Here is an 18,834-nt window from a genome sequence, read left to right as displayed (position 1 = left end):
TGTGACAGGATGCTAATCCTATGGCGATGAGTGTAGGCGACAAGGGCGAAGATGCCCCGATGTCGGACATCAACACGACCCCGCTCGTGGACATCATGCTTGTGCTGCTCATCATCTTCCTCATCACGGTTCCCGTGGTGCTGAAGACGGTGGAGCTCAAGCTGCCCGACGTGGTCTTTGAGCCGACGACGACGAAGCCCGAAAACGTCAACCTGTCGGTCCGCTCGGCGGATACCGATGGCGATGGCTTGCCCAATGCCGACAGTTCGGCATGTGAAGTTTACTGGGGCCAGACGCCCGTCGATTCCAAGCAACTGCTCGATCTCGGGCAGAAGAAGCTCGAAAAGCTGATCGCGGATATCGGCGGCGTGCAGAATATCACCGAAGATAACTTCCCCGAAGTGCATATCCGCGGCGACGTCAACACGCCGTACCAGTGCATCGGCGGCGTGATCTATACGATGCAATATGCCGGTTTCCAGAAGATCGGGTTCATTTCCGAACCGGTTGCTGGCTCGGGCACGCTGGGCCGCCTGTAAGGGCGCCCGGCGAGAATGAAGGAATAGACCTCTATGTCTATGGCAGTTGGAGATCGGGACGAAAACGAACCGATGATGGACATGAACACGACGCCGCTGATCGACGTCATGCTCGTGCTCCTCATCATGTTCATCATCACCCTCCCGGTCCAGACCCACGCGGTGAAGATCGACTTGCCGGTTCCGACCGACGCGAAGAACAACGTCGATCCGGAAAAGAACAAGATCACCATCGATCCCGCGGGGACGATCGCGTGGAACGGTTCGCCGGTCGATCTGGCGCAGCTCGCGCAATTTCTGGAACAGACCAAGGCGCTGCCGGTCGAACCCGAATTGCAGGTTCAGCCCGATCCCTATGCGCGGTATATCACCGTCGATCGCGTGATGGCGGTCGTGAAGCGCAGCGGCGTCGGCAAGCTGGGCTTCGTCGGCAACGAACAATATGCGCGCGTCTTCTGATCCTTGATCCGAAGCGTAAGCTCAAGGAAGGGCCGCGAAGCGATTCGCGGCCCTTTCCTTTTGGGGTGATGGGGATGAAGTCCCGGTTTCGACCGGAAGCGGCCGCCCGGCCTCTCCTAACTTTGTCATCCCCGCGAAAGCGGGGACCCAGAGCGTGCGTCGGCTAACCCCACACTGGGTTCCCGCTTTCGCGGGAATGACGAAGGTGAGGAGGGGCAGCTCCCCCACCCCAACGCTGACACAGGGACTTTATCCCGGCGCAAGCTGCCTATACCAAGGCACGTGATGAACGGGCGCTTCCCATTTTCCTCCATGGCTCTGGCCCCGGCGCTGTTGCTGTCCGCCTGCGCCGGGGGCAATTTTCGCCCCGTCAGCGACGTGCCGGTGCGGATCGGCCCTGCCTATACGGTGCGCGGCGCCACCTATGTGCCCGCTGCGGCGCCCGGCTATGACGCGATCGGCACGGCGAGTTGGTACGGCAACGAATCGGGCAACCGCACCGCGAACGGCGAGCAGTTCCGGCCGGGCTGGATCACCGCCGCGCATACGACGCTTCCGCTCCCGACCTATGTCGAAGTGACCGCGCTCGACACCGGGCGGCGGATCATCGTGCGCGTCAACGATCGCGGGCCGTTTGCCGGCGGCGGGCGGATCATCGACCTGTCGCGCGGCGCCGCCGAACAGCTCGGCATCCGCGCGCAGGGCCACGCGCCGGTGCGCGTCCGCCGCGTCGAACCGGCTGAAAAAGACCGCAAGCGGCTGCGCGAAGGCAAGCCCGCCGCAGCGCTGCCGCCCGTCCCGCCGCAGGAGCTCAAAAGGCTGCGGATGCGGCTTTCGGCGGGCGGTCGCTGACGCCTTGGGCTTATCTGCTTGGAAGCGGCGGAATTTGCGGGCATCCTCGTGGGGGTCGCAGGGCGCGGTGCTCGCGCCGGATTCGCAAAAGAAATGGAGACGAGAGATGATCCTTGCTTCACGTCACGGACGCACGCTTGCGGCGGTGCTGGGCACGGCAGGCGCGCTGGCGCTCGCCGGCTGCGCGACCACGGGCGGCAAGCCGGTGCAGAAGCTTCCGGCGGCGGACGCCTCGGCCCAGCTGACCGATGCGCGCGGGGCCGATCGCGGCCGCGCCGATTTCTACAAGACCGACTCCGGCCTTCGCGTCGAACTCGTCGCGCGCGGCTTTGCTCCGGGCACCTATGGGATGCATATCCACGCCGTCGGGCAGTGCACACCGCCCGGTTTCACCAGCGCGGGTCCGCACTGGAACCCGACCGGCGCCCAGCACGGCCGCGACAACCCGATGGGCGCGCATCACGGCGATTTGCCGAATCTCGTGATCGAACCCGATGCGATCGGCCGTGCGACGCTGAACCTCGTCGGCACGCGGCTGACCGGCGAGGGCGGGCTGATCGACGCCGACGGCGCCGCTTTCGTCATCCACGCCGGTCCCGATGACATGAAGACCGACCCCGCCGGCAACAGCGGCGCACGCGTCGCCTGCGGTGTGATCGAGCTTCCCGCCGCCGAATGACGGCGACGCGGGCGGGTCAGACGGACTCGCCCGCGTCCCGCGCGCGCTCGACCACCGAAGCGGCCGCGATGGGGACGCTGCGATAGGCGACGAACAACGCGGCCAACCCGACCGGCACGATGACCAGCGTCGACAGCACCCCGGTCGCGAGATTGCCGGTCATCGCCGAGACCTGTCCCGCCATATAAGGCCCCAGTGCGAGCCCGACCAGCGTCGTCGCGAGGAAGAAGGTCGCGGTCGCGGTGCCGCGCATCCGCGGCAGCACCAGATCCTGCGTCGTCGCCGCCGCCGCGCCGAGCGCGCTCGACGCGAGCAGCCCCGCGAGCGCCGCGAAGAAGACGAAGCGGACGAAGTCGCCGCTCCCCGGGGTGGACGGGGTGGTGAAGGCGATGACGATCGGCAGGATCGGCGCGATCAGGCCGAAGATCACGACCAGGATACGCCCCGCCTCGTTCCGTTGTCGCAGCCAGTCGGACATCCGTCCGCCGAGGATCACCCCCAGAAAACCCGCGAGGGCGCCGCAGCCGCCGACCCACAGGCCGACGGTGCCTGCGTCCTCGCCCAGCACCTCGAGTGCATAGATCGGCGCGAACGCGCTCGACGCATAGGAGAGGAAGGCGACGGTGCCATAGCCGAGGATCGTTGCGAGAAAGGCCTTCGATTCCCAGATTAGCCCAAAGGTCGGGCGGTCGCGGCTTTTCAGCGAACTCGCCCAGGAAAAAACGGCATAATAGCCGAAGGCGACGCATACCCATTGCAGCGACGCGCCGGTGAGCGAAATCATCGCCGCCGCGACGAGCCCCAGAATCGCAATCGCGCCGGCGTTGATCAGAAAGGCCCGCGAACCGCGCAACGCTGCCGAGATCAGCGTGAACGGCGGAATGATCGCGAACAATTCCTCGAAAAAGCCTTTGAAGGGCGTCGGCGATGCCTGGGTCGGAATGCCGTCGACAAGACCGCGCACCGGCTCGCGCAGCGTCGCGACCCACGCCGCGAGCAACAGGCCGGGGATGCCGACCGCCATGAACGCCGCCTGCCAGCCGACGAGGCCGAAGGGGCCGCCGTCCGGCCAGGCCTCGTTCCAGCCCTCGACGATGAAGCCGCCGATCATCAGCGAGATGCCGCCGCCGAAATAGAGGCCGGCGGAATAAATGGCGAGCGCGGTTCCGCGCATATTCTTGGGAAACAGGTCGGAGATCAGCGAATAGGCCGAGGGGCCCGCGGTCGCCTCGCCGACCCCGACCCCCATTCGCGCCGCCGCGAGCTGATAGCGATTCGCGGCGAGCCCCGAGACCGCGGTCATCGCCGACCAGATCGCAAGCCCGACGGTCAGCAGCCGGACACGGTGCCAGGCATCGGCGAGGCGGCCGAGCGGAATGCCGAACAGCGCATAGAAGACCGCGAATGCCGTGCCGTAGAGAAAGCCGATGTCGGCATCGTCGAGCCCGAGGTCGCGCTTCAGGTCGGGCGCGAGGATCGTGATGATCTGCCGGTCGATGAAATTGAGGACATAGACGAGGAACAGGATGCCGAGCGCATACCAGGCATAGGGCGACGCCTTGGTCGGCGGGGTAATCGCGTCGTCGCTCGCGCTATTGCTATCGGCCATCTGGCAAGTCGCTCCCTCTTCTCTTATCGTTTGTGCCATGGCTAGCAGAGCCGGGAGAAGGCGCAAGTTGAAAGTCGGTTCACCTTTGCGCGCGAGGAGCGACATGCACGACGATCGAGGACAATCCCCTGCCATTCTTTTCCTTTGCCTCGGCAACATCTGCCGTTCGCCGCTGGCGGAGGGCGCAGCGCGCGCGGCCTTCGCCGACGCCGGGATCGACGCGACACTCGATTCGGCGGGCACCGGCGACTGGCACGTCGGCCATCCCCCCGACGCCCGCGCGCAGGCCGAGGCGCGGCGGCGCGGCGTCGATATCTCGGACCTGCGCGCGCGCCAGCTTTCGGCGGACGATTTCCGCCGCTTCGACCTGATCCTCGCCGCCGACGCGGCCAATCTGCGCGACGCGCGGGCGATCCGGCCCGCCGATGCGACCGCGACGCTGGCGCTGATGCTCGATCGCGTGCCCGGCCGCGCGGGCGAGAGCGTCGCCGATCCCTATTATGGCGACGACGGCGGCTTCGCGGCGACGTGGGACGACGTCAGCGCGGTCGCGTCGGCGCTCGTCGCCTCAGCCTCGAGCGGATAGCGCGCGACGGGGTGATAACGCGATCCGCCGTGGCCCATCTCGCTTTCATAGAGGGTGACATGGTCGAACAGGAACGGCGGGCTGGCGAGGTCGCTGCTCTGCGCGAGGAAGGGTGCGACCGGACCCGATGCGCGGTTCAACCGCGCGAGCGTGATATGCGGAACGAAGGCGCGTGTCTCGGGCGCGACCCCGACGCGCGCGAGCGCCTGGTCGACCTTGCGGTGCAGCGCCGCGAGCGGTGCGGGCGGCTCGACCCCGGCCCAGACCATGTGCGGCCGCCCCTGTCGCTCGAACAACCCGACCCCGGCGATGCGCGCGGGAATCGCGGGCGCGTGAAGGCCGCCGAGCGCCGCGGCGATGTCTTCGGCACGGTGCCGGTCGACCTCGCCGATGAAGCGCAGCGTCAGGTGAAGCTGCTCGTCGTCCTGCCAGCGCGCGCCCGAAATGCCGTGCATCGCGGCGATCAGCGCCGCGCGGATCGGACGGGGCGGGCGCAGCGCGACGAACAGGCGGTGAGTGGACATGGCGCGGACAGCATAAGCGGTCCGCGCGAGAAGAACCAGCGGGGGCCGGCCAGGGGAATATGGTGATGCGTGCAGAGGCGCGGCGATATTTGGTTCACGCGGAGACGCGGAGGATGACGGATATTGAATGAGCAATTTGCGTGTCCCCGCGAAGGCGGGGACCCATCTCCGACCGGTTCGATATGGCGCCGACCGGAGATGGACTCCCGCCTTCGCGGGAGTACACGGCTCTTTTTGATGAATCCTCCGCGTGACCCAAAACGTCTTCGATCTCCGCGCGCATTCTCCCGGCTTTCGCGCCGCGTTTCGCCGCCCAACCCGGTTTTGCTTGAAACACAGGCCGATTATACCGATATTGCCGCTACGGCTGGTATCGTCCGGCCGGTGATGGAGATTTGAAATGGCGAATTGGAACGACCCCAATATGGCGGCGTCCGGCTTCCCTGGCAGCGCGAGCGCGATGGATCAGGCCGTCGATGCTGGCCTGCGGTCGTACATGCTGTCGGTTTACAACTATATGGGCTCGGGCGTGCTGCTGACCGGCATCGTCGCGATGCTCGCCTATAATTCGGGCTTCACCCTGTCGCTGGTCGGCAGCCCGCTGATGTGGGTGGTGATGCTGGCGCCGCTGGCGTTCGTGCTGGTACTGAGCTTCGGGATCAACAAGCTGTCGACGACCGCCGCGCAGATGCTCTTCTGGGCTTATGCCGCGGTGATGGGCCTGTCGATGTCGACGATCTTCCTGGCCTTTACCCAGACCTCGATCGCCACGACCTTTTTCGCGACCGCGGCCGCCTTCCTCGGCCTCAGCCTCTATGGCTATACGACCAAGAAGGATTTGTCGGGTTTCGGCACCTTCCTGATCATGGGCGTCGTCGGCATCCTCGTCGCGCTGCTCATCAACATGTTCGTGCAGTCGGCGGCGCTGAACCTCGCGATCAGCATCATCGGCGTTCTGCTGTTCGCAGGCCTGACCGCCTATGACACGCAGAAGATCAAGAGCATGTATTTCTATGTCCGCGGGACCGACTTCGTCGGCAAGTCGGTGGTGATGGGCGCGCTGACGCTCTACCTCGACTTCGTCAACATGTTCACCTTCCTGCTCAACCTGCTCGGCAGCCGCGACTGAGCGGACGGACGGCAAGCAAAACAAGAGCCCGGCGGAGCGATTCGCCGGGCTTTTTCTTTGAGAGAGGGCCGACACCCTTGATCGCTGCGAGTGGATGGCCTGCCGCTTTCCGCCGAATGACCCCGAGGCAGCTTTTTCAAGAGGAATATGCGGATGAAACGCGCCTTGAAATGGATGGGCGGAATCGTCGCGATCATCCTGATCTCATTGGCGATAGTGCTATTCTGGCTCTTCTACAGCAATCAGGCGACGCCCGAATCCCGATTCCCACTCGATCTTGGCGAGTTGCGACGCGTCTCCGGCACGATTCCGGGTGCAGGGCCCGACCGTATCGAGATTGAGCGCCTGTCGCATACGATGGTGCCCAGGATCGCGATCGTTTCCGGGACGGGCTGGGGAAAAGTCGATATGGTGCGGGCCAGCTACCGCCTTGTGTTCCCGGATCGAACCATTCTCATCGACACCGCCAATTCGGCGGACCTGGCAAAGAGATTCAAGGCGGCCAGCTATGATTCTGCGGCATGGGAACGTCTGGTCCCGGCCATGGAAAGCGCATCCGCGATTGTCGTGACGCACGAACATGCCGATCATATCGGTGGCCTGCTCGAGAGTCCGCATCGCGATGCGCTCTTCGGCCGGGCCGTTCTGACCAGCGAGCAGGCGGCGGATGTGGCCGGCAGCCTACCGTTGCATTGGCCCGACCTTGCGGCGCTGAACTTTCATCCCCTCTCCTATGACCGGCTTCATGCGCTGGCGCCGGGCGTGGTTCTCATCAAGGCCCCGGGCCACACCAGCGGGTCGCAGATGGTATATGTCCGGCGCGCCGATGGCCGCGAATATCTGTTCACTGGCGATACGACCTCGCTTCTGGACAACGTCACGCTGAAACGAATCCGGTCGCGATATGTCACGGATTGGTATGGCGACCAGACCCACGACGATCGCCCGGCCGTGATGGCCCAGACGATAGCCATCCATGATTTGGCGCGGCAGAATCCGGATTTGATAATCGTGCCTGGCCACGACGGACGGCAAATGCTCCGCCTGATCCATGAAGGTCTTCTGACCCCCCGATTTACCCCTTGAGAGCATCTTGCTCCACTCGCCGCCGGGCTTTTTCTTTGGGCGCGGGTCGCAGTTTCAACCGCGATCGGACATCCTTGCTCTCGGCCAATGCGCGCAGAAAGCGCGGTCACGGGTCAAGCCCCGAGCGGCGAATGGCTGGAACTGCCCGATTGCCGACACGGGGTTAACAAGCCAGAATGCGCGGATGGCGGATACCGATCTCCTGTTCCGTTTGGCCGATGCCGCGGAGGAAGGCGGCAACTTCGATCTGGCGCGTGCTTCGTTCGAGCGCGGCGCGGATTTGGGAAGCGTCGAGTGCTTGACGCGCCTGGCCTATATCTACGACCAGGGCTTGGGGGTCGCGCCCGACAAGCCGCGAGCCATGAAGCTCTATCGGAGAGCATGGCGTCGAAGCCATTCATGCGTTGCGGCCAACAATATCGCCATTCTCTACAGAGAGGCAGGCAATAGACGTTTGACGTTCCGGTGGTTCCAGCGAGCCGCACAAGCCGGCGATGGAAGCGCGCAACTGGATTTGGCGAAATGCTATATCGACGGCGAGGGCGTAAGGGCCAATCCGTTCTTGGCATTACGGTGCCTTGTGTCAGCCGTGGGATCGACCTTCATTTCCGAGGATGAAAGGGACGAAGCGCGAAAATTGATCGCCGCGCTTGCTCCCCGGCTTGTTTGAACGGCAGTTTCTCATCTCATCGCCGTCCCCTTCGCCTCCGGCCTCTTGCCTTTGACCGCTCAGGCCGGGTTCGCCGCCTGCATCTCGGCGATCAGCGCATTGTCGATCGCCTTCGCGCGCTTGTAGCCTGCGCGCTCGCGCAAGGGGGCGACATAGGCCTCGAACGCCGGGCGCGAGGGGATGGTGCCGAACTGCAGGCCCCAGTCGATCTGGCTGCCGACATAGACGTCGGCGGCGCTGAAGCGATCGCCGGCGACGAACGCCTTGCCCGCGACCGCGCCTTCCAGCGCGTCGAGCACGGCGGGGAGCGAACCGAAGCCCGCCATCCGCTGCTGGTCGGCGTCGGGTTCGATGCCGAAGGATTTCGCGGTGATCGCCTGCTCGACCGGTCCCGCGGCAAAGAACATCCAGCGGTAATAATCGGCGCGGTCGGCTGCCGCCGGTGCGAGGCCCGCGGCCGGAAACGCATCGGCCAGATAGGCGCAGATCGCCGCGCATTCGGTGACGATGCGGCCATCGTGGACGATCGCTGGAACCTTGCCCATCGGATTGATCGCCAGATAGGCGGCGTCCTTCATCGACGTGCCATAGCCCAATATCTGCGTTTCATAGGGTGCGCCGACCTCTTCGAGCATCCAGCGGACGATCTGCCCGCGCGACATGGGGTTGGTATAGAAAATCAGCTCGTCGGCCATCACGGCTCTCCCAAGGTTGCGATTCGGATTGGAACATAACAGGAACGATAGCCTGCTTCCAGCACCCTTGTTTTGTCATGCCAGCAGGCTAAGGCAAGGCGATGAGCGACGAACGCATCTGGACCGCCGCCGTGCTGGTGATCGGCGACGAGATTCTCTCGGGCCGCACGCAGGACAAGAATGTGTCGCAAATCGCGACCTGGCTCGATGTGCAGGGGATTCGCCTCCGCGAAGTGCGCATCGTCCCCGATGTCGAGGCGGAGATCGTCGATGCGCTGAACGCGATCCGCGCGCGCTACGACTATGTCTTCACCACCGGCGGCATCGGCCCGACCCACGACGACATCACCGTCGACGCGGTCGCCAAGGCGCTCGGCGTCGGGGTCGTGATCCATCCACAGGCGCGCGCGATCCTCGAAGGCTATTACAGCAAGCGCGGCGGCGAGCTTACCGAGGCCCGGCTGCGCATGGCACGCGTGCCTGACGGCGCCGACCTGATCCCGAACCGCATGTCGGGCGCACCCGGCATTCGCATCGGCAATCTCTTCGTCATGGCGGGCGTGCCGCACATCACCGCGGGGATGCTCGACGCGCTGACCGGCGAGCTCGAGGGCGGGGCGCCGCTGATCGCGCATACGATCGGCGCCTGGGCCCCCGAAAGCGAGATCGCCGACCTGCTCCGCCTCGGCGAAAAGGAGCATCCGGGGGTCGCGATCGGCAGCTATCCCTTCTTCCGCGATGGGAAAGTCGGCGCAAATTTCGTCATCCGTTCGACCGACGGCGCCTCGGTCGCCGCCTGCGTGGCGATGCTGACCACCGGGTTCGAGGCGATCGGCTATGCGGTGACCGACGGCGGCATCTGATCGCTCGCCGGCACCGCGCGCGGCAGACGGCGGAGCATCGCAATCGCGAGCAGGCCAAAGATCGCCGCAACGATGAAGGCCGCGCCGGGGAAATGCACCGGCGCGCCTTTCGCGGTAAACCAGGCCATCGTCCCCGTGAGCAGGATCGGCGCCGCGAGCTGGCCGAGCCCCATCGCCATCGCCGAAATCCCCTGCACCTCGCCCTGCGTTTCGGAAGTTGCGCGGCGCGACATCATCGCCATCAGCGACGGCTGCACCGGCGCCTGCAGCGCGACGGGGATCAGCAGCAGGAAGGCGCCGATCGTCGAGGTGGTGAAGGCATAGCCGACATAGACCGCCACCGCGACGAGGATGCCGAAGGTCGCGGCGTCGCGCTCGCCGAAGCGCGCGACCATCGGCCCGACGACGAGCATCTGCCCCAGCGCGATCGCGACCCCGACCGCCGCCAGGCTGGCGCCGATCATCCCCGGCGTCCAGCCGAGCTGCGCGATGCAATAGAAGCTCCACGTCATCGGATAGACGAGGCTCGCGATCTGCCACAGCACCAGCACCGCCGCGACCCCACCCATGCCCGGCAGGCCGCGCAAGGTGCGGAAGGCGCCGAGCGGGTTGGCGCGCCGCCAGTCGAAGGCGCGGCGGCGCCCGGCGTCCAGCGTCTCGGGAAAGACGATCAGGCCGTAGAGCATGTTCGCCGCGGCGAGAATCGCTGCCGCGACGAACGGCGCGCGCGGGCTGAACTCGCCGAGGAAGCCGCCGATCGCCGGGCCGACGACGAAGCCGACCCCGAAGGCCGCGCCGACGAAGCCGAAGTTGCGCGCGCGTTCCTCGGGCCTGGTGATGTCGGCGATCGCCGCCTGCGCCGCGGCATAGCTGCCGCCGAAGATGCCCGACAGCGCCCGCGCGACGAACAGCCAGGGCAGCGTGCCGACGATGGTGAGCAGCACATAGTCTGCGGTGAGTCCGCCGAGCGAGAGCAGCAGCACTCGCCGCCGCCCGAAGCGGTCGGAGAGGTTGCCGAGCAGCGGCGAGGCGAGGAAGGTCGCGACCGCCATCACCAGCCCGATCCACGCGCCGACCTCGATCGCGTGGGGCAGGTCGATCCGCCCGACCTCCATCACGAGCTGCGGCAGCACCGGCATGATGATGCCGAAGCCGATCGCGTCGATGAAGATGGTGACGACGATGAAGGCGATGGTGCGCGCCGACGTCATTTGTGCTTTTCTCCGCCTGTCATTCGCGACCGATCCTTCCCCTGAGCGTTGCCCGATAGATGAAACTCGAAATCTCCGCCTCCCTAAATTACCGCCTTTCCGAGCCGGTCGACCTGATGCTGCAGATCGAGGCCGCGAATGGCGGCGGCCAGCATGTCGAAAGTGCGTCGCTCGACCTTGGCGCGCCCGAGGTCGTCGCGCGGGTTCGCGCGGGCGACGGCATCTGCGAGCCGATCTGGGTGCGCGCTTCGGGAATGCTGCGCGCCGCCTATCGCGCGACCGTCGCGATCGACCGCCCCGCCGTCGATGTGCGCACTCTGGCCGAAGTCCCGCTCCACCGCCTGCCCGCGGCGGCGGTCCCTTATCTCAACGAATCGCGCTATTGCCCGTCGAACAAGTTCCACGCCTTCGTCGAGCGGCGTTTCGGCGAACTTGCGGGCGGCGCGAAGGTCGCCGCGATGCGTGACTGGATCGAAAGCCGCTTCACTTACGTGGCGGGAACCAGCGATGCGGAGACCGGCGCACTCGACAGCTTCGTCGAGCGGCGTGGCGTGTGCCGCGACTATGCGCATGTCATGATCGCGCTCGCGCGTTCGGCGCATATCCCCGCGCGCATGGCGAGCGTCTATGCGCCCGGCGTGCAGCCGATGGATTTTCACGCGGTCGCCGAGGTCTATCTGGGCGGCGACTGGCACATGGTCGACGCAACCGGCATGTCGTGTCCCGCCGAAACCGCGCGCATCTGCGTCGGCCGCGACGCCGCCGATATCGCCTTCCTCACCGCCTATCGCGAGATCGAATTGGTCGAGCAGCAGGTGCGGGTGGAGCGCTATCCGGACTGATAGGGGCCGGCGTGGCAAAGCCACGCCGTCAGTCCCTGCTGCGAAAGTCTGGAGCGGGCGAAGGGATTCGAACCCTCGACCCCAACCTTGGCAAGAAATTACGACAACTACGCCAGAACTTCTTTTTCTACGCCAAGGCACTAAAAAGCAAGCTTTTGTTGACTTCAACCTGCGATATTCTATCCTCGACCTACCCTGCGAAGCGGTGAATTTCTATTACGTCCTTATTACTTTTCGAATCTGCCACCCTCGCGTAATATGATGGAGGAACTTGTGGCGCTTGCAAAGCTCAATAAGCGGACGGTCGATGCGCTGGCTGCACCAGCGACAGGCCAGGCATTTCTTTGGGATACCGAGATCAAGGGTTTCGGTGTCCGTGTCGGCGCAACCGGGACGAAAACCTTCGTCATCCAGTATATGAATGAGGAAGGCCGGGTTCGGCGAGTGAAGATCGGGCGCTTCGGCGTCATGACGGTTGAACAAGCCCGCGAGCTGGCGAAGATTCAGTTGGGCAAGGTCGCCTCTGGCGAAGATCCCGCAGAGGAGTCACGCCGGGTCCGGAAAGATCTTAATGTCGCCGAGATGTGCGAATGGTATCTCGTCGAAGCGCGGGCCGGCCGCATTCTTGGACGGAAGAACCGCCCGATCAAGAACACCTCGCTCAACATGGACGAGAGCCGCATCCGGACGCACATCATCCCGCTGATGGGCAAACGCCTCGTGCGAAAGCTGACGATCGCCGACGTCGAGGCCATGCAGAATGACATCGCCACCGGTCAGACACGAAAGCCTCCTTCGGGCGGGCGCGGCGGCCGCCCGACCGGCGGCGCCGGCGTTGCCGGGAGGAGCCTCGGCACCCTTCAGGCCATTCTCGGCCATGCAAAGCATAAGGGACTGATTGCGGAACATCCCACGAAGGGCGCGAAGAAGCTCGCGACAAAGAAAAAGACCCGGCGTCTCAGCATCGCCGAGATCGAGCTGCTTGGGCGCGCAATCGGCCGGGCCGAACTGGGTTCCGAGAACCCCGTTGCGCTCGCTATCGTGAGGACGCTCCTTCTGACCGGCTATCGGCGCGAAGAGGCGCAGGCGCTGCAGCGGCAGTGGGTCAACCCCATGGGCGGTTACGTCGCGTTCCCCGACACGAAGAGCGACGCGCAATATCGGGCGATCGGTCCCGAGGCGATCAAGATCGTCGTCGCTCAAACCGAAATTGCCGGCTGCCCCTACGTCTTTCCCGCGTCGAATGGCGAAGGCCCTTTTACCGCCGTCAGCGACTGCCTCGCCCGGCTATGCCGCTCGGCCGGCATCAAGGGTGTAACGCCGCATACGCTGCGCCACACCTTCGGGAGCATGGCTGGCGAACTCGGCTTCTCCGAGCTCACGATCCGCGCGATGCTCGGCCACGCGTCGCAAAGCGTGACGCAGGACTATGTACATATCGACGAAGCCGTGAAGCTGGCGGTAAGCCGGACCTCGGACGAGATCGCGAAACATCTCGAGACTGGCGTGCGGAAGGCGGCGCAGATGAAATTCGCCGCCTGATCAGGGCGGCGTCGCGCGCTCGCCCGGCGTTACAGCCGGCAACCGGAGGAAAACGGTCTGGTGGTCATACGTCCGCGTCATGCAGAAAACGATCGCCTCTAGCAGTTCCAGACAGTTTCCTTTTGGGCAGACATGAGGATGAGCGGATCACGAATTGCGCCCCATTGCGCTCCGTTTCGCTGTCAGATGCGGGTAGGCGCACGATATTTACAAAAGCATCTTGCAATACGCACAGATTCGTGACAGAAATCCCTTGTTGCTAAACGGGGACACTGCTCCATGGATATTCGCCGCACCATTCTCGACACCGTTCCGAAGGAACTGTGGATCGACCTCGAAGACCGTCACCGCGCTGAGGCGTTCAAAGCGCACGATGTCGTGAAGACGAACATCCCGCTGAACGCCAAGCGCAGCCGCGAGGTCGAAGGTCAGATCCGCTTCCGCCTGCAGGAGCAGGGCTATGAAGAGGTCGTCCAGCTTCATGGCGGCCACCTCGTCGAAGATGGCATCATGCCCGGCACCGATTTGCGCGTATATCAGCCCTTCGCCCGCTTTCAGGGTCCGAAGGTCGGGGTCATCCTCGGTTTTGCGGCGATGCCCGAACGGCGCAAGATGCCCGCGAAGAACATGTCGCGTGCCGCCGGCGTCACGTTGAACTGGCATCTTCAGCCGAGCATGTTCGACGATCCGAAGAGCTTGCGCGCGAATGATATCTTCGTTCTCTTTCTCACCGCTCGCGACCGCAACAAAGCCGGCATGATTGAGGAAATAGCGGTCGGCGTCATCGGCGCCGACTACAAGGACTTCATCTTTTACGAGTCGCTCGAAGACTTCTTGCGCGGCTACGGCGAAGACAGCGATGCTCCGGATGGCCCCGATGGTTCCGACGATCGCGGTGCCGAGGTCAAACTCCGCAAGACTCGCAAGCTGTTCTTGCCTCCGGAGAATCGTCCGGATAGCGACGCCGAGGACGGCTCGAACGAATAAGTCGGTCGCACCGACAAACGCTGATTTTTCTCCGCTTCGCACCCCTCAAAGGGTGCGAAGCCGCAAGGACTCCGGCCATGAGAATTGGTACTCTAGGGTTCATCCCGGCACGGCTGACCGAGATTCGTCATGCGCGGCGTATCCCGTCTCGCGCTGCGTTGGCGCGGCGCCTCAATTCGAGCGCCAGCACCGTGTCGCGATGGGAAGATGAGGATTCAGACCAGACCCCAGACCCGGCCGCGCTTCTTCAGCTCGCCGGCGAGATGCAGGTCCGTCCGGAATATTTCCTGCGCGAAACGTATGAGAGCGACCGACCGACCTTCTTGCGTTCGCTGTCGAGCACCCTTGTACGCGACCTCGCGTATCAGAAGGCCCAGATGCAGTGGCTGCACGAGGCCAGCTTTATCATCAGCCATTATGTCGACCTGCCGGAAGTCGACATTCCCGACGTATTGGCGGGTGCCGACTATACCCAGCTTCGCGATGCTGACATCGAACAGATCGCCCTCGACCTTCGCAAGCACTGGAACCTCGGCGAAGGACCGAGCGGCGACATGGTCACTTTGATGGAGCGCATCGGCATCGTCGTTGCGACGATACCGATGAATACGACCAAGCTTGATGGTCTTTGCAGTTGGTCCCCTATCGACGGCCGGCCGCATGTACTTCTTGCGACCGACAAGATGTCCTTCCCTCGCAGGCAGATGGACGCAGCTCACGAGCTAGCGCACGCCATCCTCCATAGAGCGGTGCCAGAAGAGGAGTTCGAGGCTAATCTCCGCGTAATCGAGCGGCAGGCCTTTCGGCTCGGCAGCGCCTTTCTCATGCCTTCGACAAGCTATCCCCATGAGGTCCGGCGCTGCTCGCTTGCTGTGTTGGCCAGCCTCAAGGAAAGGTGGCGGGTATCGATCAAGGCGCAGATCAAGCGCCTTTCGGATCTCGACATCATTCCCGAGGACTTGTCGCGGCAGCTTTACAAACTTTACTCGGCAAAAGGCTGGTCAAAAGGCGAACCGCTCGACCAGCACTGGCCAGTCCAGCAACCACGAGCGCTGCGTGACAGCCTCAACCTGATCGTCGACAACGGCGTTCGCAGCAAGGCTGACCTGCTGGCGACCGAGTTCACAATCTCGGCGACCGATGTCGAACTGCTTTGCGGCCTGTCGCCAGGATGGTTCGATCGCGATGCGGCTGAGGTTGTTACGCTGAAGCTCGCATCGTCCGATCGTGACGCTTCCCTGCGAGGTGAAGGTCAAGTCATCGCATTTCCGGACCGCCATCACCGCTGACGTTGAGAGGCTCAAGATAGCGCGAGAATATCTCCCACGGCGATAAGGGCCCAGCTTACAAGAGACTTTCAGCCGCCTAATGCCGCGCCCTCGCAAAACCGCGATCGGTCGCGACGAACCGTTCCAGCATCGGCGGTATGAGCCGTTCGATCGACAACGGCTCCGACAGGCCATTTTCCTTCGCATGTGCCGCAGCATAGTCGGCGAGATCGCGCGCAAGCTTGCCCGTGAGTTCAACAGTAGCCTTGACCGGCTTCTCCTCAACGATCGGCCCAAGTCGCAGCCGACTCATCGCCAATCCGCCTGCGGCTCGAGAATGAGGTCGCGGGTGACGATCACACGGAGCGCGAAACCCGGTCGGATGGTGAGCGTCGGACGCACCGCCAGTTCGCGCTCGACGATGCGGCGCCCGGCCTGGCTCGTGCTGTCCTGCATCCCGTAGCGGAGCGCCCGGGCGAGTTCGTCGTCGCCGCCGACGCTGAGCTCGCTCCCGACCCCGAGCAGGGTCGAGACGAGCGCGGCGCGAACCATCCGGCCCCAATGATTGTTCACCCGATCCTCCAGCCCCGACATGCCTGCGGCGTCGGCGCCGGGCTGCCGTTCGAGGCGGATCGATCGTCCGCCGGGCAAGATGAGGCGATCCCATGCGAGGAGCACCCGGCTCTGTCCCGCCGCGATCTCGCTGTCATATTCGCCGATCAACCGCGACCCTTGCGGGATGAGCAGGATACGCCCGGTCGGACTGTCATAGATGTTCTGCGTCACCTGCGCGCTGATCTGGCCCGGCAGGTCCGAGCGTATGCCCGTGATGAGCGCTGCCGGAATGACAGTCCCGGCCTGGACGACCAGCGCGGAACTCGGGGCGATCAGGCGCTCGCCACTTTCGAGGGGCCTTTTCGAACCCGACGCCAGAAACTGACGCCGCCCCTCATTGGCCGTGCGAGGCTCCGCCGCCTGTTCGGGTGCGGCCGCCTCGGCGGGCACAATATCTGTTGCTGCGGAACTTGCGGTTCCGCCCCCCAGAAAGAGCCGGCTCGTCTGGGCGCTCTCGCGCTCCTGCAGTGCCCGCTGCCGCGCCTGTTCGGCGGCCGCCACGCGCGGATCGGGAGGATTGCCCCCTTCCGCGCCGATCGGCGGGACGGGGATGGCTTCGCCGCTGCCCTGCGCCGCAACGATCGGCCGGCCGAGGTCGCCGGGGAGCGGCGGACCGAGCTTCGGCACGGCGCCATAATCGGCGGGCGCTCCGGTGACCGCATCGGGCCTCGCATTGTTGCTCGCTTCATAGAGTTCCTGCCGCTCGGCCGGGGCCGGGGTGCGCAGCGCCCACATGAGCGATGCCGCGATCGCGATGCCGCCGGCCCCGCCGATAACCGCCAGCGTTTTCCGCGACAGACGCATGACCCGCGGCGTCTCACCCGCCAAGCGGAACGCATCGGGGCTCGCAGGGGCGATCGGCGCAACCTCGGCCTCGGCGGGCACAGCTTCTGTGCCCGGCTGTTCGGGCGCCGTCACGACCGGCCTCGCGGGCGCGGCGTTTCGCGTTCGATCCGCACGGCCTTGGCGCCGCGCCCGCTCCCCAGCCGGAGTTCGGCGCGATCGAAAAGGCTGTCGACGATCATGTAACGGCCGTCGACCCGGTAGTTGAGCAGCTCCGCCGCGCCCTTCTCGCCGATCGCGAACAGCGGGGGCATGTCTGCGGTTGCGATCGCAGCGCCGAACTCGACGAAGAGCTGGCGCCCATCGTCGAAAACGCGCACCGGCCGCCAGGGGACCTTCGCGCCGGAGATGCGATAGGCAAAGCTCAACGCCGCGAAATCGATCCCGCCTGCAACCGGAGCGAGCCGCGCCTGTTCACTCTCGGCGGCGCGAAGCGCGATCAGCTCGTCCTGCGGATAGGACCAGGAGACCGCCGCCATAGCCGCGCACGGCGAGACGCGCCGCGACCGCCTCGGGCGGGTGGAAGAGGATGAGGTCGCCGACCGCGGGCTTGGCGCCGACATCGACGCGGTAGAAGCCGATCGGGACGCTCGGGCTCGCGTTCCAGATGAGGCGCGGTTGCGGCGCGAGCGCAGTCGCGGCGACGAACAGCGCCGCGAAGAGCGTAGCGCTCGCCGCGGTCGCGCGGAGCCAGCGGCGGTTCATGGCGCGATCGCCTGGCGCTGGAGCCAGGCCCGGTGCCGCTCCGGACCATAGGGCCGGAACGGCAGGCCGGCGGCGATGTGGCTGCCGATGTGGCGCCAATGATCCGGCGCCGTCTCGCACGGATCGAGCCCGGCGGCCTCGATCGCATCGATCGCCGAGAGCACCTGCTGGACCCTCGGCCACCAGCACCTCAACATAAATAGCCGCGCTGGAAGTTGGACGAGCATGGTAAGTCCGAATAGGCGCATAAGGTCTCCGTCGATTGCGAAGACGATGCTGAGCGTTGGAGACTATGTCCGATAGATGATATCAGGACATAATGAATTCACTATCCGACAAGAATGCTCCTTCGGTCTCGATCGAGGTGGAACGAGCCACATTCCATGCACGAAGCATCGGGGAGTGGCACCGGCACCCAGTAGTCCAACTGATATACCCGAGCAGGGGGGTCATGATATTGCACACCCGTGAGGGACAATGGGTCGTTCCGCCCCAGCAGGGCGTTTGGCTGCCCGCGGACCATGAGCATCGCGTCGAGACCTCGGGCGGTTTCGAGATGTACAGCATATATTGTTTCGGCAGCATTCTACGGAGGCTGCCGAAAGAAGCCGGGCTAACTTCCGTGAGCCCCTTGATGCGCGAGATCATTTTTGCGGCCGCAGGCACGGGCGCAGGGGCGCGTCAGCGGCATCTGGCCTTCCTCTTCGCCGACGAGATGGCGTTGAAAATATCGCCTGCCCTGACGATCCCGTCGGTCACAGCGCCCCGTATCGCGCAAATCGCCGCGGCACTCGATCGCAATCCCGGCGACCGGAGGAGCCTCGAAGCCTGGTCGGAGCAACTCCATATCTCGAGCCGAAGCCTTGCGCGGCTGTTCCAACGCGATACCGGAACAGGCTTTACCGCGTTTCGGAACCAGATTCGGCTCAAGGCCGCGCTCTTGCGGCTGGCGCAGGGCGAGGCGGTCACATCGATCGCGCTCGAACTCGGTTTTGGGACGGCGAGTAACTTTATCCGCTCGTTTCGCGAACTGACCGGTGTAACGCCGGCACGCTACTTTCCCGATCGCAAGCGGAATCGAGACAATTAGTCTCCCGCTCTCACCGAGAGTGGCTTGGCGCGCAAGTTTT

25 protein-coding genes and 1 pseudogene are annotated in these 18,834 nt (G+C 64.7%); 16 read left to right on the top strand and 10 right to left on the bottom strand.

What is annotated here, in order from left to right; translation table 11 throughout:
• The first annotated feature begins 20 nt into the window (after positions 1–20).
• The 4 genes from NP825_RS18865 (at position 21) to NP825_RS18850 (ending at position 2,529) form a co-directional block, all read left to right on the top strand.
• Positions 21–539, top strand: coding sequence for a biopolymer transporter ExbD (locus tag NP825_RS18865; RefSeq protein ID WP_257546503.1), 519 nt, complete (start codon positions 21–23; stop codon positions 537–539).
• 33 nt (positions 540–572) lie between these two features.
• Positions 573–998 carry a biopolymer transporter ExbD gene (locus tag NP825_RS18860; RefSeq protein WP_257546501.1) on the top strand — a complete coding sequence of 142 codons (426 nt, stop codon included), beginning with the start codon at positions 573–575 and terminating at the stop codon, positions 996–998.
• A 312-nt stretch (positions 999–1,310) separates the two neighbouring features.
• The gene (locus NP825_RS18855; RefSeq protein ID WP_306997704.1) at positions 1,311–1,850 is read left to right on the top strand and encodes a septal ring lytic transglycosylase RlpA family protein; all 540 of its coding nucleotides are present in this window, start codon (positions 1,311–1,313) and stop codon (positions 1,848–1,850) included.
• 106 nt (positions 1,851–1,956) lie between these two features.
• The gene (locus NP825_RS18850) at positions 1,957–2,529 is read left to right on the top strand and encodes a superoxide dismutase family protein (RefSeq protein WP_257546497.1); all 573 of its coding nucleotides are present in this window, start codon (positions 1,957–1,959) and stop codon (positions 2,527–2,529) included.
• Positions 2,530–2,545: 16 nt separating this feature from the next.
• On the opposite strand, the gene NP825_RS18845 is transcribed toward NP825_RS18850, so the two are convergent.
• Complete coding sequence (locus NP825_RS18845) at positions 2,546–4,138, bottom strand: MFS transporter (RefSeq protein WP_257546495.1); 1,593 nt, start codon at positions 4,136–4,138, stop codon at positions 2,546–2,548.
• A gap of 103 nt (positions 4,139–4,241) precedes the next feature.
• Between NP825_RS18845 and NP825_RS18840 the strand changes: the two genes are divergently transcribed.
• Positions 4,242–4,724 carry a low molecular weight protein-tyrosine-phosphatase gene (locus tag NP825_RS18840; protein ID WP_257546493.1) on the top strand — a complete coding sequence of 161 codons (483 nt, stop codon included), beginning with the start codon at positions 4,242–4,244 and terminating at the stop codon, positions 4,722–4,724.
• Here the strand turns inward: NP825_RS18840 and thpR are convergent.
• Positions 4,637–5,248 carry an RNA 2',3'-cyclic phosphodiesterase gene (gene thpR / locus NP825_RS18835; protein ID WP_257546491.1) on the bottom strand — a complete coding sequence of 204 codons (612 nt, stop codon included), beginning with the start codon at positions 5,246–5,248 and terminating at the stop codon, positions 4,637–4,639. The two genes, NP825_RS18840 and thpR, sit on opposite strands and share 88 nt — an antisense overlap.
• A 400-nt stretch (positions 5,249–5,648) precedes the next feature.
• On the opposite strand from thpR, the gene NP825_RS18830 reads away from it, so the two are divergent.
• The 3 genes from NP825_RS18830 to NP825_RS18820 all read left to right on the top strand — a co-directional run bounded on the left by NP825_RS18830 (position 5,649) and on the right by NP825_RS18820 (position 8,133).
• The gene (locus NP825_RS18830) at positions 5,649–6,377 is read left to right on the top strand and encodes a Bax inhibitor-1/YccA family protein (protein WP_257546489.1); all 729 of its coding nucleotides are present in this window, start codon (positions 5,649–5,651) and stop codon (positions 6,375–6,377) included.
• A gap of 153 nt (positions 6,378–6,530) precedes the next feature.
• Positions 6,531–7,463, top strand: coding sequence for an MBL fold metallo-hydrolase (locus NP825_RS18825; protein WP_257546487.1), 933 nt, complete (start codon positions 6,531–6,533; stop codon positions 7,461–7,463).
• A gap of 184 nt (positions 7,464–7,647) precedes the next feature.
• Entirely contained in the window at positions 7,648–8,133 is a 486-nt protein-coding gene (locus NP825_RS18820) for a tetratricopeptide repeat protein (protein ID WP_257546485.1), read from the top strand.
• Between the two features lie 59 nt (positions 8,134–8,192).
• Here the strand turns inward: NP825_RS18820 and NP825_RS18815 are convergent, their stop codons facing one another.
• Entirely contained in the window at positions 8,193–8,828 is a 636-nt protein-coding gene (locus tag NP825_RS18815; protein WP_257546483.1) for a glutathione S-transferase family protein, read from the bottom strand.
• A gap of 101 nt (positions 8,829–8,929) precedes the next feature.
• On the opposite strand from NP825_RS18815, the gene NP825_RS18810 reads away from it, so the two are divergent.
• Complete coding sequence (locus tag NP825_RS18810) at positions 8,930–9,691, top strand: competence/damage-inducible protein A (RefSeq protein ID WP_257546481.1); 762 nt, start codon at positions 8,930–8,932, stop codon at positions 9,689–9,691.
• Here the strand turns inward: NP825_RS18810 and NP825_RS18805 are convergent.
• Positions 9,664–10,902: an MFS transporter gene (locus NP825_RS18805; RefSeq protein ID WP_257546479.1), complete on the bottom strand. Its 1,239-nt coding sequence runs from the start codon at positions 10,900–10,902 to the stop codon at positions 9,664–9,666. The two genes, NP825_RS18810 and NP825_RS18805, sit on opposite strands and share 28 nt — an antisense overlap.
• A 59-nt stretch (positions 10,903–10,961) precedes the next feature.
• Here NP825_RS18805 and NP825_RS18800 point away from each other — a divergent pair, with 59 nt between their 5' ends.
• The 3 genes from NP825_RS18800 (at position 10,962) to NP825_RS18790 (ending at position 13,286) form a co-directional block, all read left to right on the top strand.
• On the top strand, positions 10,962–11,744 hold the full coding sequence (locus NP825_RS18800) for a transglutaminase family protein (protein WP_257546477.1): 783 nt from the start codon (positions 10,962–10,964) through the stop codon (positions 11,742–11,744).
• Positions 11,745–11,755: 11 nt separating this feature from the next.
• Complete coding sequence (locus NP825_RS18795) at positions 11,756–11,953, top strand: hypothetical protein (RefSeq protein ID WP_257546475.1); 198 nt, start codon at positions 11,756–11,758, stop codon at positions 11,951–11,953.
• Between the two features lie 64 nt (positions 11,954–12,017).
• The gene (locus NP825_RS18790; RefSeq protein ID WP_257551548.1) at positions 12,018–13,286 is read left to right on the top strand and encodes a site-specific integrase; all 1,269 of its coding nucleotides are present in this window, start codon (positions 12,018–12,020) and stop codon (positions 13,284–13,286) included.
• Between the two features lie 207 nt (positions 13,287–13,493).
• Here the strand turns inward: NP825_RS18790 and NP825_RS18785 are convergent, their stop codons facing one another.
• Entirely contained in the window at positions 13,494–13,769 is a 276-nt protein-coding gene (locus tag NP825_RS18785) for a hypothetical protein (RefSeq protein ID WP_167922268.1), read from the bottom strand.
• A gap of 27 nt (positions 13,770–13,796) precedes the next feature.
• On the opposite strand from NP825_RS18785, the gene NP825_RS18780 reads away from it, so the two are divergent.
• Positions 13,797–14,273: a hypothetical protein gene (locus NP825_RS18780; protein WP_167922267.1), complete on the top strand. Its 477-nt coding sequence runs from the start codon at positions 13,797–13,799 to the stop codon at positions 14,271–14,273.
• A 77-nt stretch (positions 14,274–14,350) separates the two neighbouring features.
• Complete coding sequence (locus NP825_RS18775) at positions 14,351–15,562, top strand: XRE family transcriptional regulator (RefSeq protein WP_257546470.1); 1,212 nt, start codon at positions 14,351–14,353, stop codon at positions 15,560–15,562.
• A 76-nt stretch (positions 15,563–15,638) separates the two neighbouring features.
• Here NP825_RS18775 and NP825_RS18770 read toward each other — a convergent pair whose 3' ends face one another.
• Genes NP825_RS18770 through NP825_RS18750 form a run of 5 tightly spaced genes read right to left on the bottom strand, consistent with a single transcriptional unit; the run spans position 15,639 to position 17,901 of the window.
• The gene (locus NP825_RS18770; protein WP_167922266.1) at positions 15,639–15,854 is read right to left on the bottom strand and encodes a DUF2274 domain-containing protein; all 216 of its coding nucleotides are present in this window, start codon (positions 15,852–15,854) and stop codon (positions 15,639–15,641) included.
• A complete protein-coding gene (locus tag NP825_RS18765; RefSeq protein ID WP_257546465.1) occupies positions 15,851–17,074 on the bottom strand; it encodes a TrbI/VirB10 family protein in 1,224 nt (407 codons plus the stop codon). The genes NP825_RS18770 and NP825_RS18765 overlap by 4 nt, the downstream gene beginning before the upstream one ends.
• Positions 17,071–17,478, bottom strand: coding sequence for a TrbG/VirB9 family P-type conjugative transfer protein (locus NP825_RS18760; RefSeq protein WP_306997665.1), 408 nt, complete (start codon positions 17,476–17,478; stop codon positions 17,071–17,073). Before NP825_RS18760 ends, NP825_RS18765 begins: the two co-directional genes overlap by 4 nt.
• Positions 17,414–17,704, bottom strand: a complete 291-nt coding sequence (locus NP825_RS18755; protein ID WP_257546463.1) for a hypothetical protein — start codon at positions 17,702–17,704, stop codon at positions 17,414–17,416. The genes NP825_RS18760 and NP825_RS18755 overlap by 65 nt, the downstream gene beginning before the upstream one ends.
• The gene (locus NP825_RS18750; RefSeq protein WP_374046508.1) at positions 17,701–17,901 is read right to left on the bottom strand and encodes a DUF2840 domain-containing protein; all 201 of its coding nucleotides are present in this window, start codon (positions 17,899–17,901) and stop codon (positions 17,701–17,703) included. Before NP825_RS18750 ends, NP825_RS18755 begins: the two co-directional genes overlap by 4 nt.
• Positions 17,902–18,023: 122 nt before the next feature.
• Between NP825_RS18750 and NP825_RS23670 the strand changes: the two are divergent.
• Both NP825_RS23670 and NP825_RS18745 read left to right on the top strand, forming a co-directional pair.
• Positions 18,024–18,320, top strand: a pseudogene (locus tag NP825_RS23670) (AraC family ligand binding domain-containing protein); the annotation flags it as partial.
• A gap of 18 nt (positions 18,321–18,338) precedes the next feature.
• Positions 18,339–18,794, top strand: a complete 456-nt coding sequence (locus NP825_RS18745) for a helix-turn-helix transcriptional regulator (protein ID WP_052181954.1) — start codon at positions 18,339–18,341, stop codon at positions 18,792–18,794.
• Positions 18,795–18,834 lie beyond the last annotated feature (40 nt).

Origin of the sequence: Sphingopyxis sp. DBS4, from assembly GCF_024628865.1 — a bacterium.
In the GTDB taxonomy this organism is placed as follows: domain Bacteria; phylum Pseudomonadota; class Alphaproteobacteria; order Sphingomonadales; family Sphingomonadaceae; genus Sphingopyxis.
This window is presented reverse-complemented; position numbering and strand designations above follow the sequence as displayed.

Coding starts and splice junctions, on each gene's coding strand:
- NP825_RS18865 (WP_257546503.1), top strand. CDS start 21: ATGGCGATGAGTGTAGGCGACAAGGGCGAAGATGCCCCGATGTCGGAC.
- NP825_RS18860 (WP_257546501.1), top strand. CDS start 573: ATGTCTATGGCAGTTGGAGATCGGGACGAAAACGAACCGATGATGGAC.
- NP825_RS18855 (WP_306997704.1), top strand. CDS start 1,311: ATGGCTCTGGCCCCGGCGCTGTTGCTGTCCGCCTGCGCCGGGGGCAAT.
- NP825_RS18850 (WP_257546497.1), top strand. CDS start 1,957: ATGATCCTTGCTTCACGTCACGGACGCACGCTTGCGGCGGTGCTGGGC.
- NP825_RS18845 (WP_257546495.1), bottom strand. CDS start 4,138: ATGGCCGATAGCAATAGCGCGAGCGACGACGCGATTACCCCGCCGACC.
- NP825_RS18840 (WP_257546493.1), top strand. CDS start 4,242: ATGCACGACGATCGAGGACAATCCCCTGCCATTCTTTTCCTTTGCCTC.
- thpR (WP_257546491.1), bottom strand. CDS start 5,248: ATGTCCACTCACCGCCTGTTCGTCGCGCTGCGCCCGCCCCGTCCGATC.
- NP825_RS18830 (WP_257546489.1), top strand. CDS start 5,649: ATGGCGAATTGGAACGACCCCAATATGGCGGCGTCCGGCTTCCCTGGC.
- NP825_RS18825 (WP_257546487.1), top strand. CDS start 6,531: ATGAAACGCGCCTTGAAATGGATGGGCGGAATCGTCGCGATCATCCTG.
- NP825_RS18820 (WP_257546485.1), top strand. CDS start 7,648: ATGGCGGATACCGATCTCCTGTTCCGTTTGGCCGATGCCGCGGAGGAA.
- NP825_RS18815 (WP_257546483.1), bottom strand. CDS start 8,828: ATGGCCGACGAGCTGATTTTCTATACCAACCCCATGTCGCGCGGGCAG.
- NP825_RS18810 (WP_257546481.1), top strand. CDS start 8,930: ATGAGCGACGAACGCATCTGGACCGCCGCCGTGCTGGTGATCGGCGAC.
- NP825_RS18805 (WP_257546479.1), bottom strand. CDS start 10,902: ATGACGTCGGCGCGCACCATCGCCTTCATCGTCGTCACCATCTTCATC.
- NP825_RS18800 (WP_257546477.1), top strand. CDS start 10,962: ATGAAACTCGAAATCTCCGCCTCCCTAAATTACCGCCTTTCCGAGCCG.
- NP825_RS18785 (WP_167922268.1), bottom strand. CDS start 13,769: ATGAAGCTGGACGACCTCTTCATAGCCCTGCTCCTGCAGGCGGAAGCG.
- NP825_RS18780 (WP_167922267.1), top strand. CDS start 13,797: ATGCCCGGCACCGATTTGCGCGTATATCAGCCCTTCGCCCGCTTTCAG.
- NP825_RS18775 (WP_257546470.1), top strand. CDS start 14,351: ATGAGAATTGGTACTCTAGGGTTCATCCCGGCACGGCTGACCGAGATT.
- NP825_RS18770 (WP_167922266.1), bottom strand. CDS start 15,854: ATGAGTCGGCTGCGACTTGGGCCGATCGTTGAGGAGAAGCCGGTCAAG.
- NP825_RS18760 (WP_306997665.1), bottom strand. CDS start 17,478: ATGGCGGCGGTCTCCTGGTCCTATCCGCAGGACGAGCTGATCGCGCTT.
- NP825_RS18755 (WP_257546463.1), bottom strand. CDS start 17,704: ATGAACCGCCGCTGGCTCCGCGCGACCGCGGCGAGCGCTACGCTCTTC.
- NP825_RS18750 (WP_374046508.1), bottom strand. CDS start 17,901: ATGTTGAGGTGCTGGTGGCCGAGGGTCCAGCAGGTGCTCTCGGCGATC.
- NP825_RS18745 (WP_052181954.1), top strand. CDS start 18,339: ATGCGCGAGATCATTTTTGCGGCCGCAGGCACGGGCGCAGGGGCGCGT.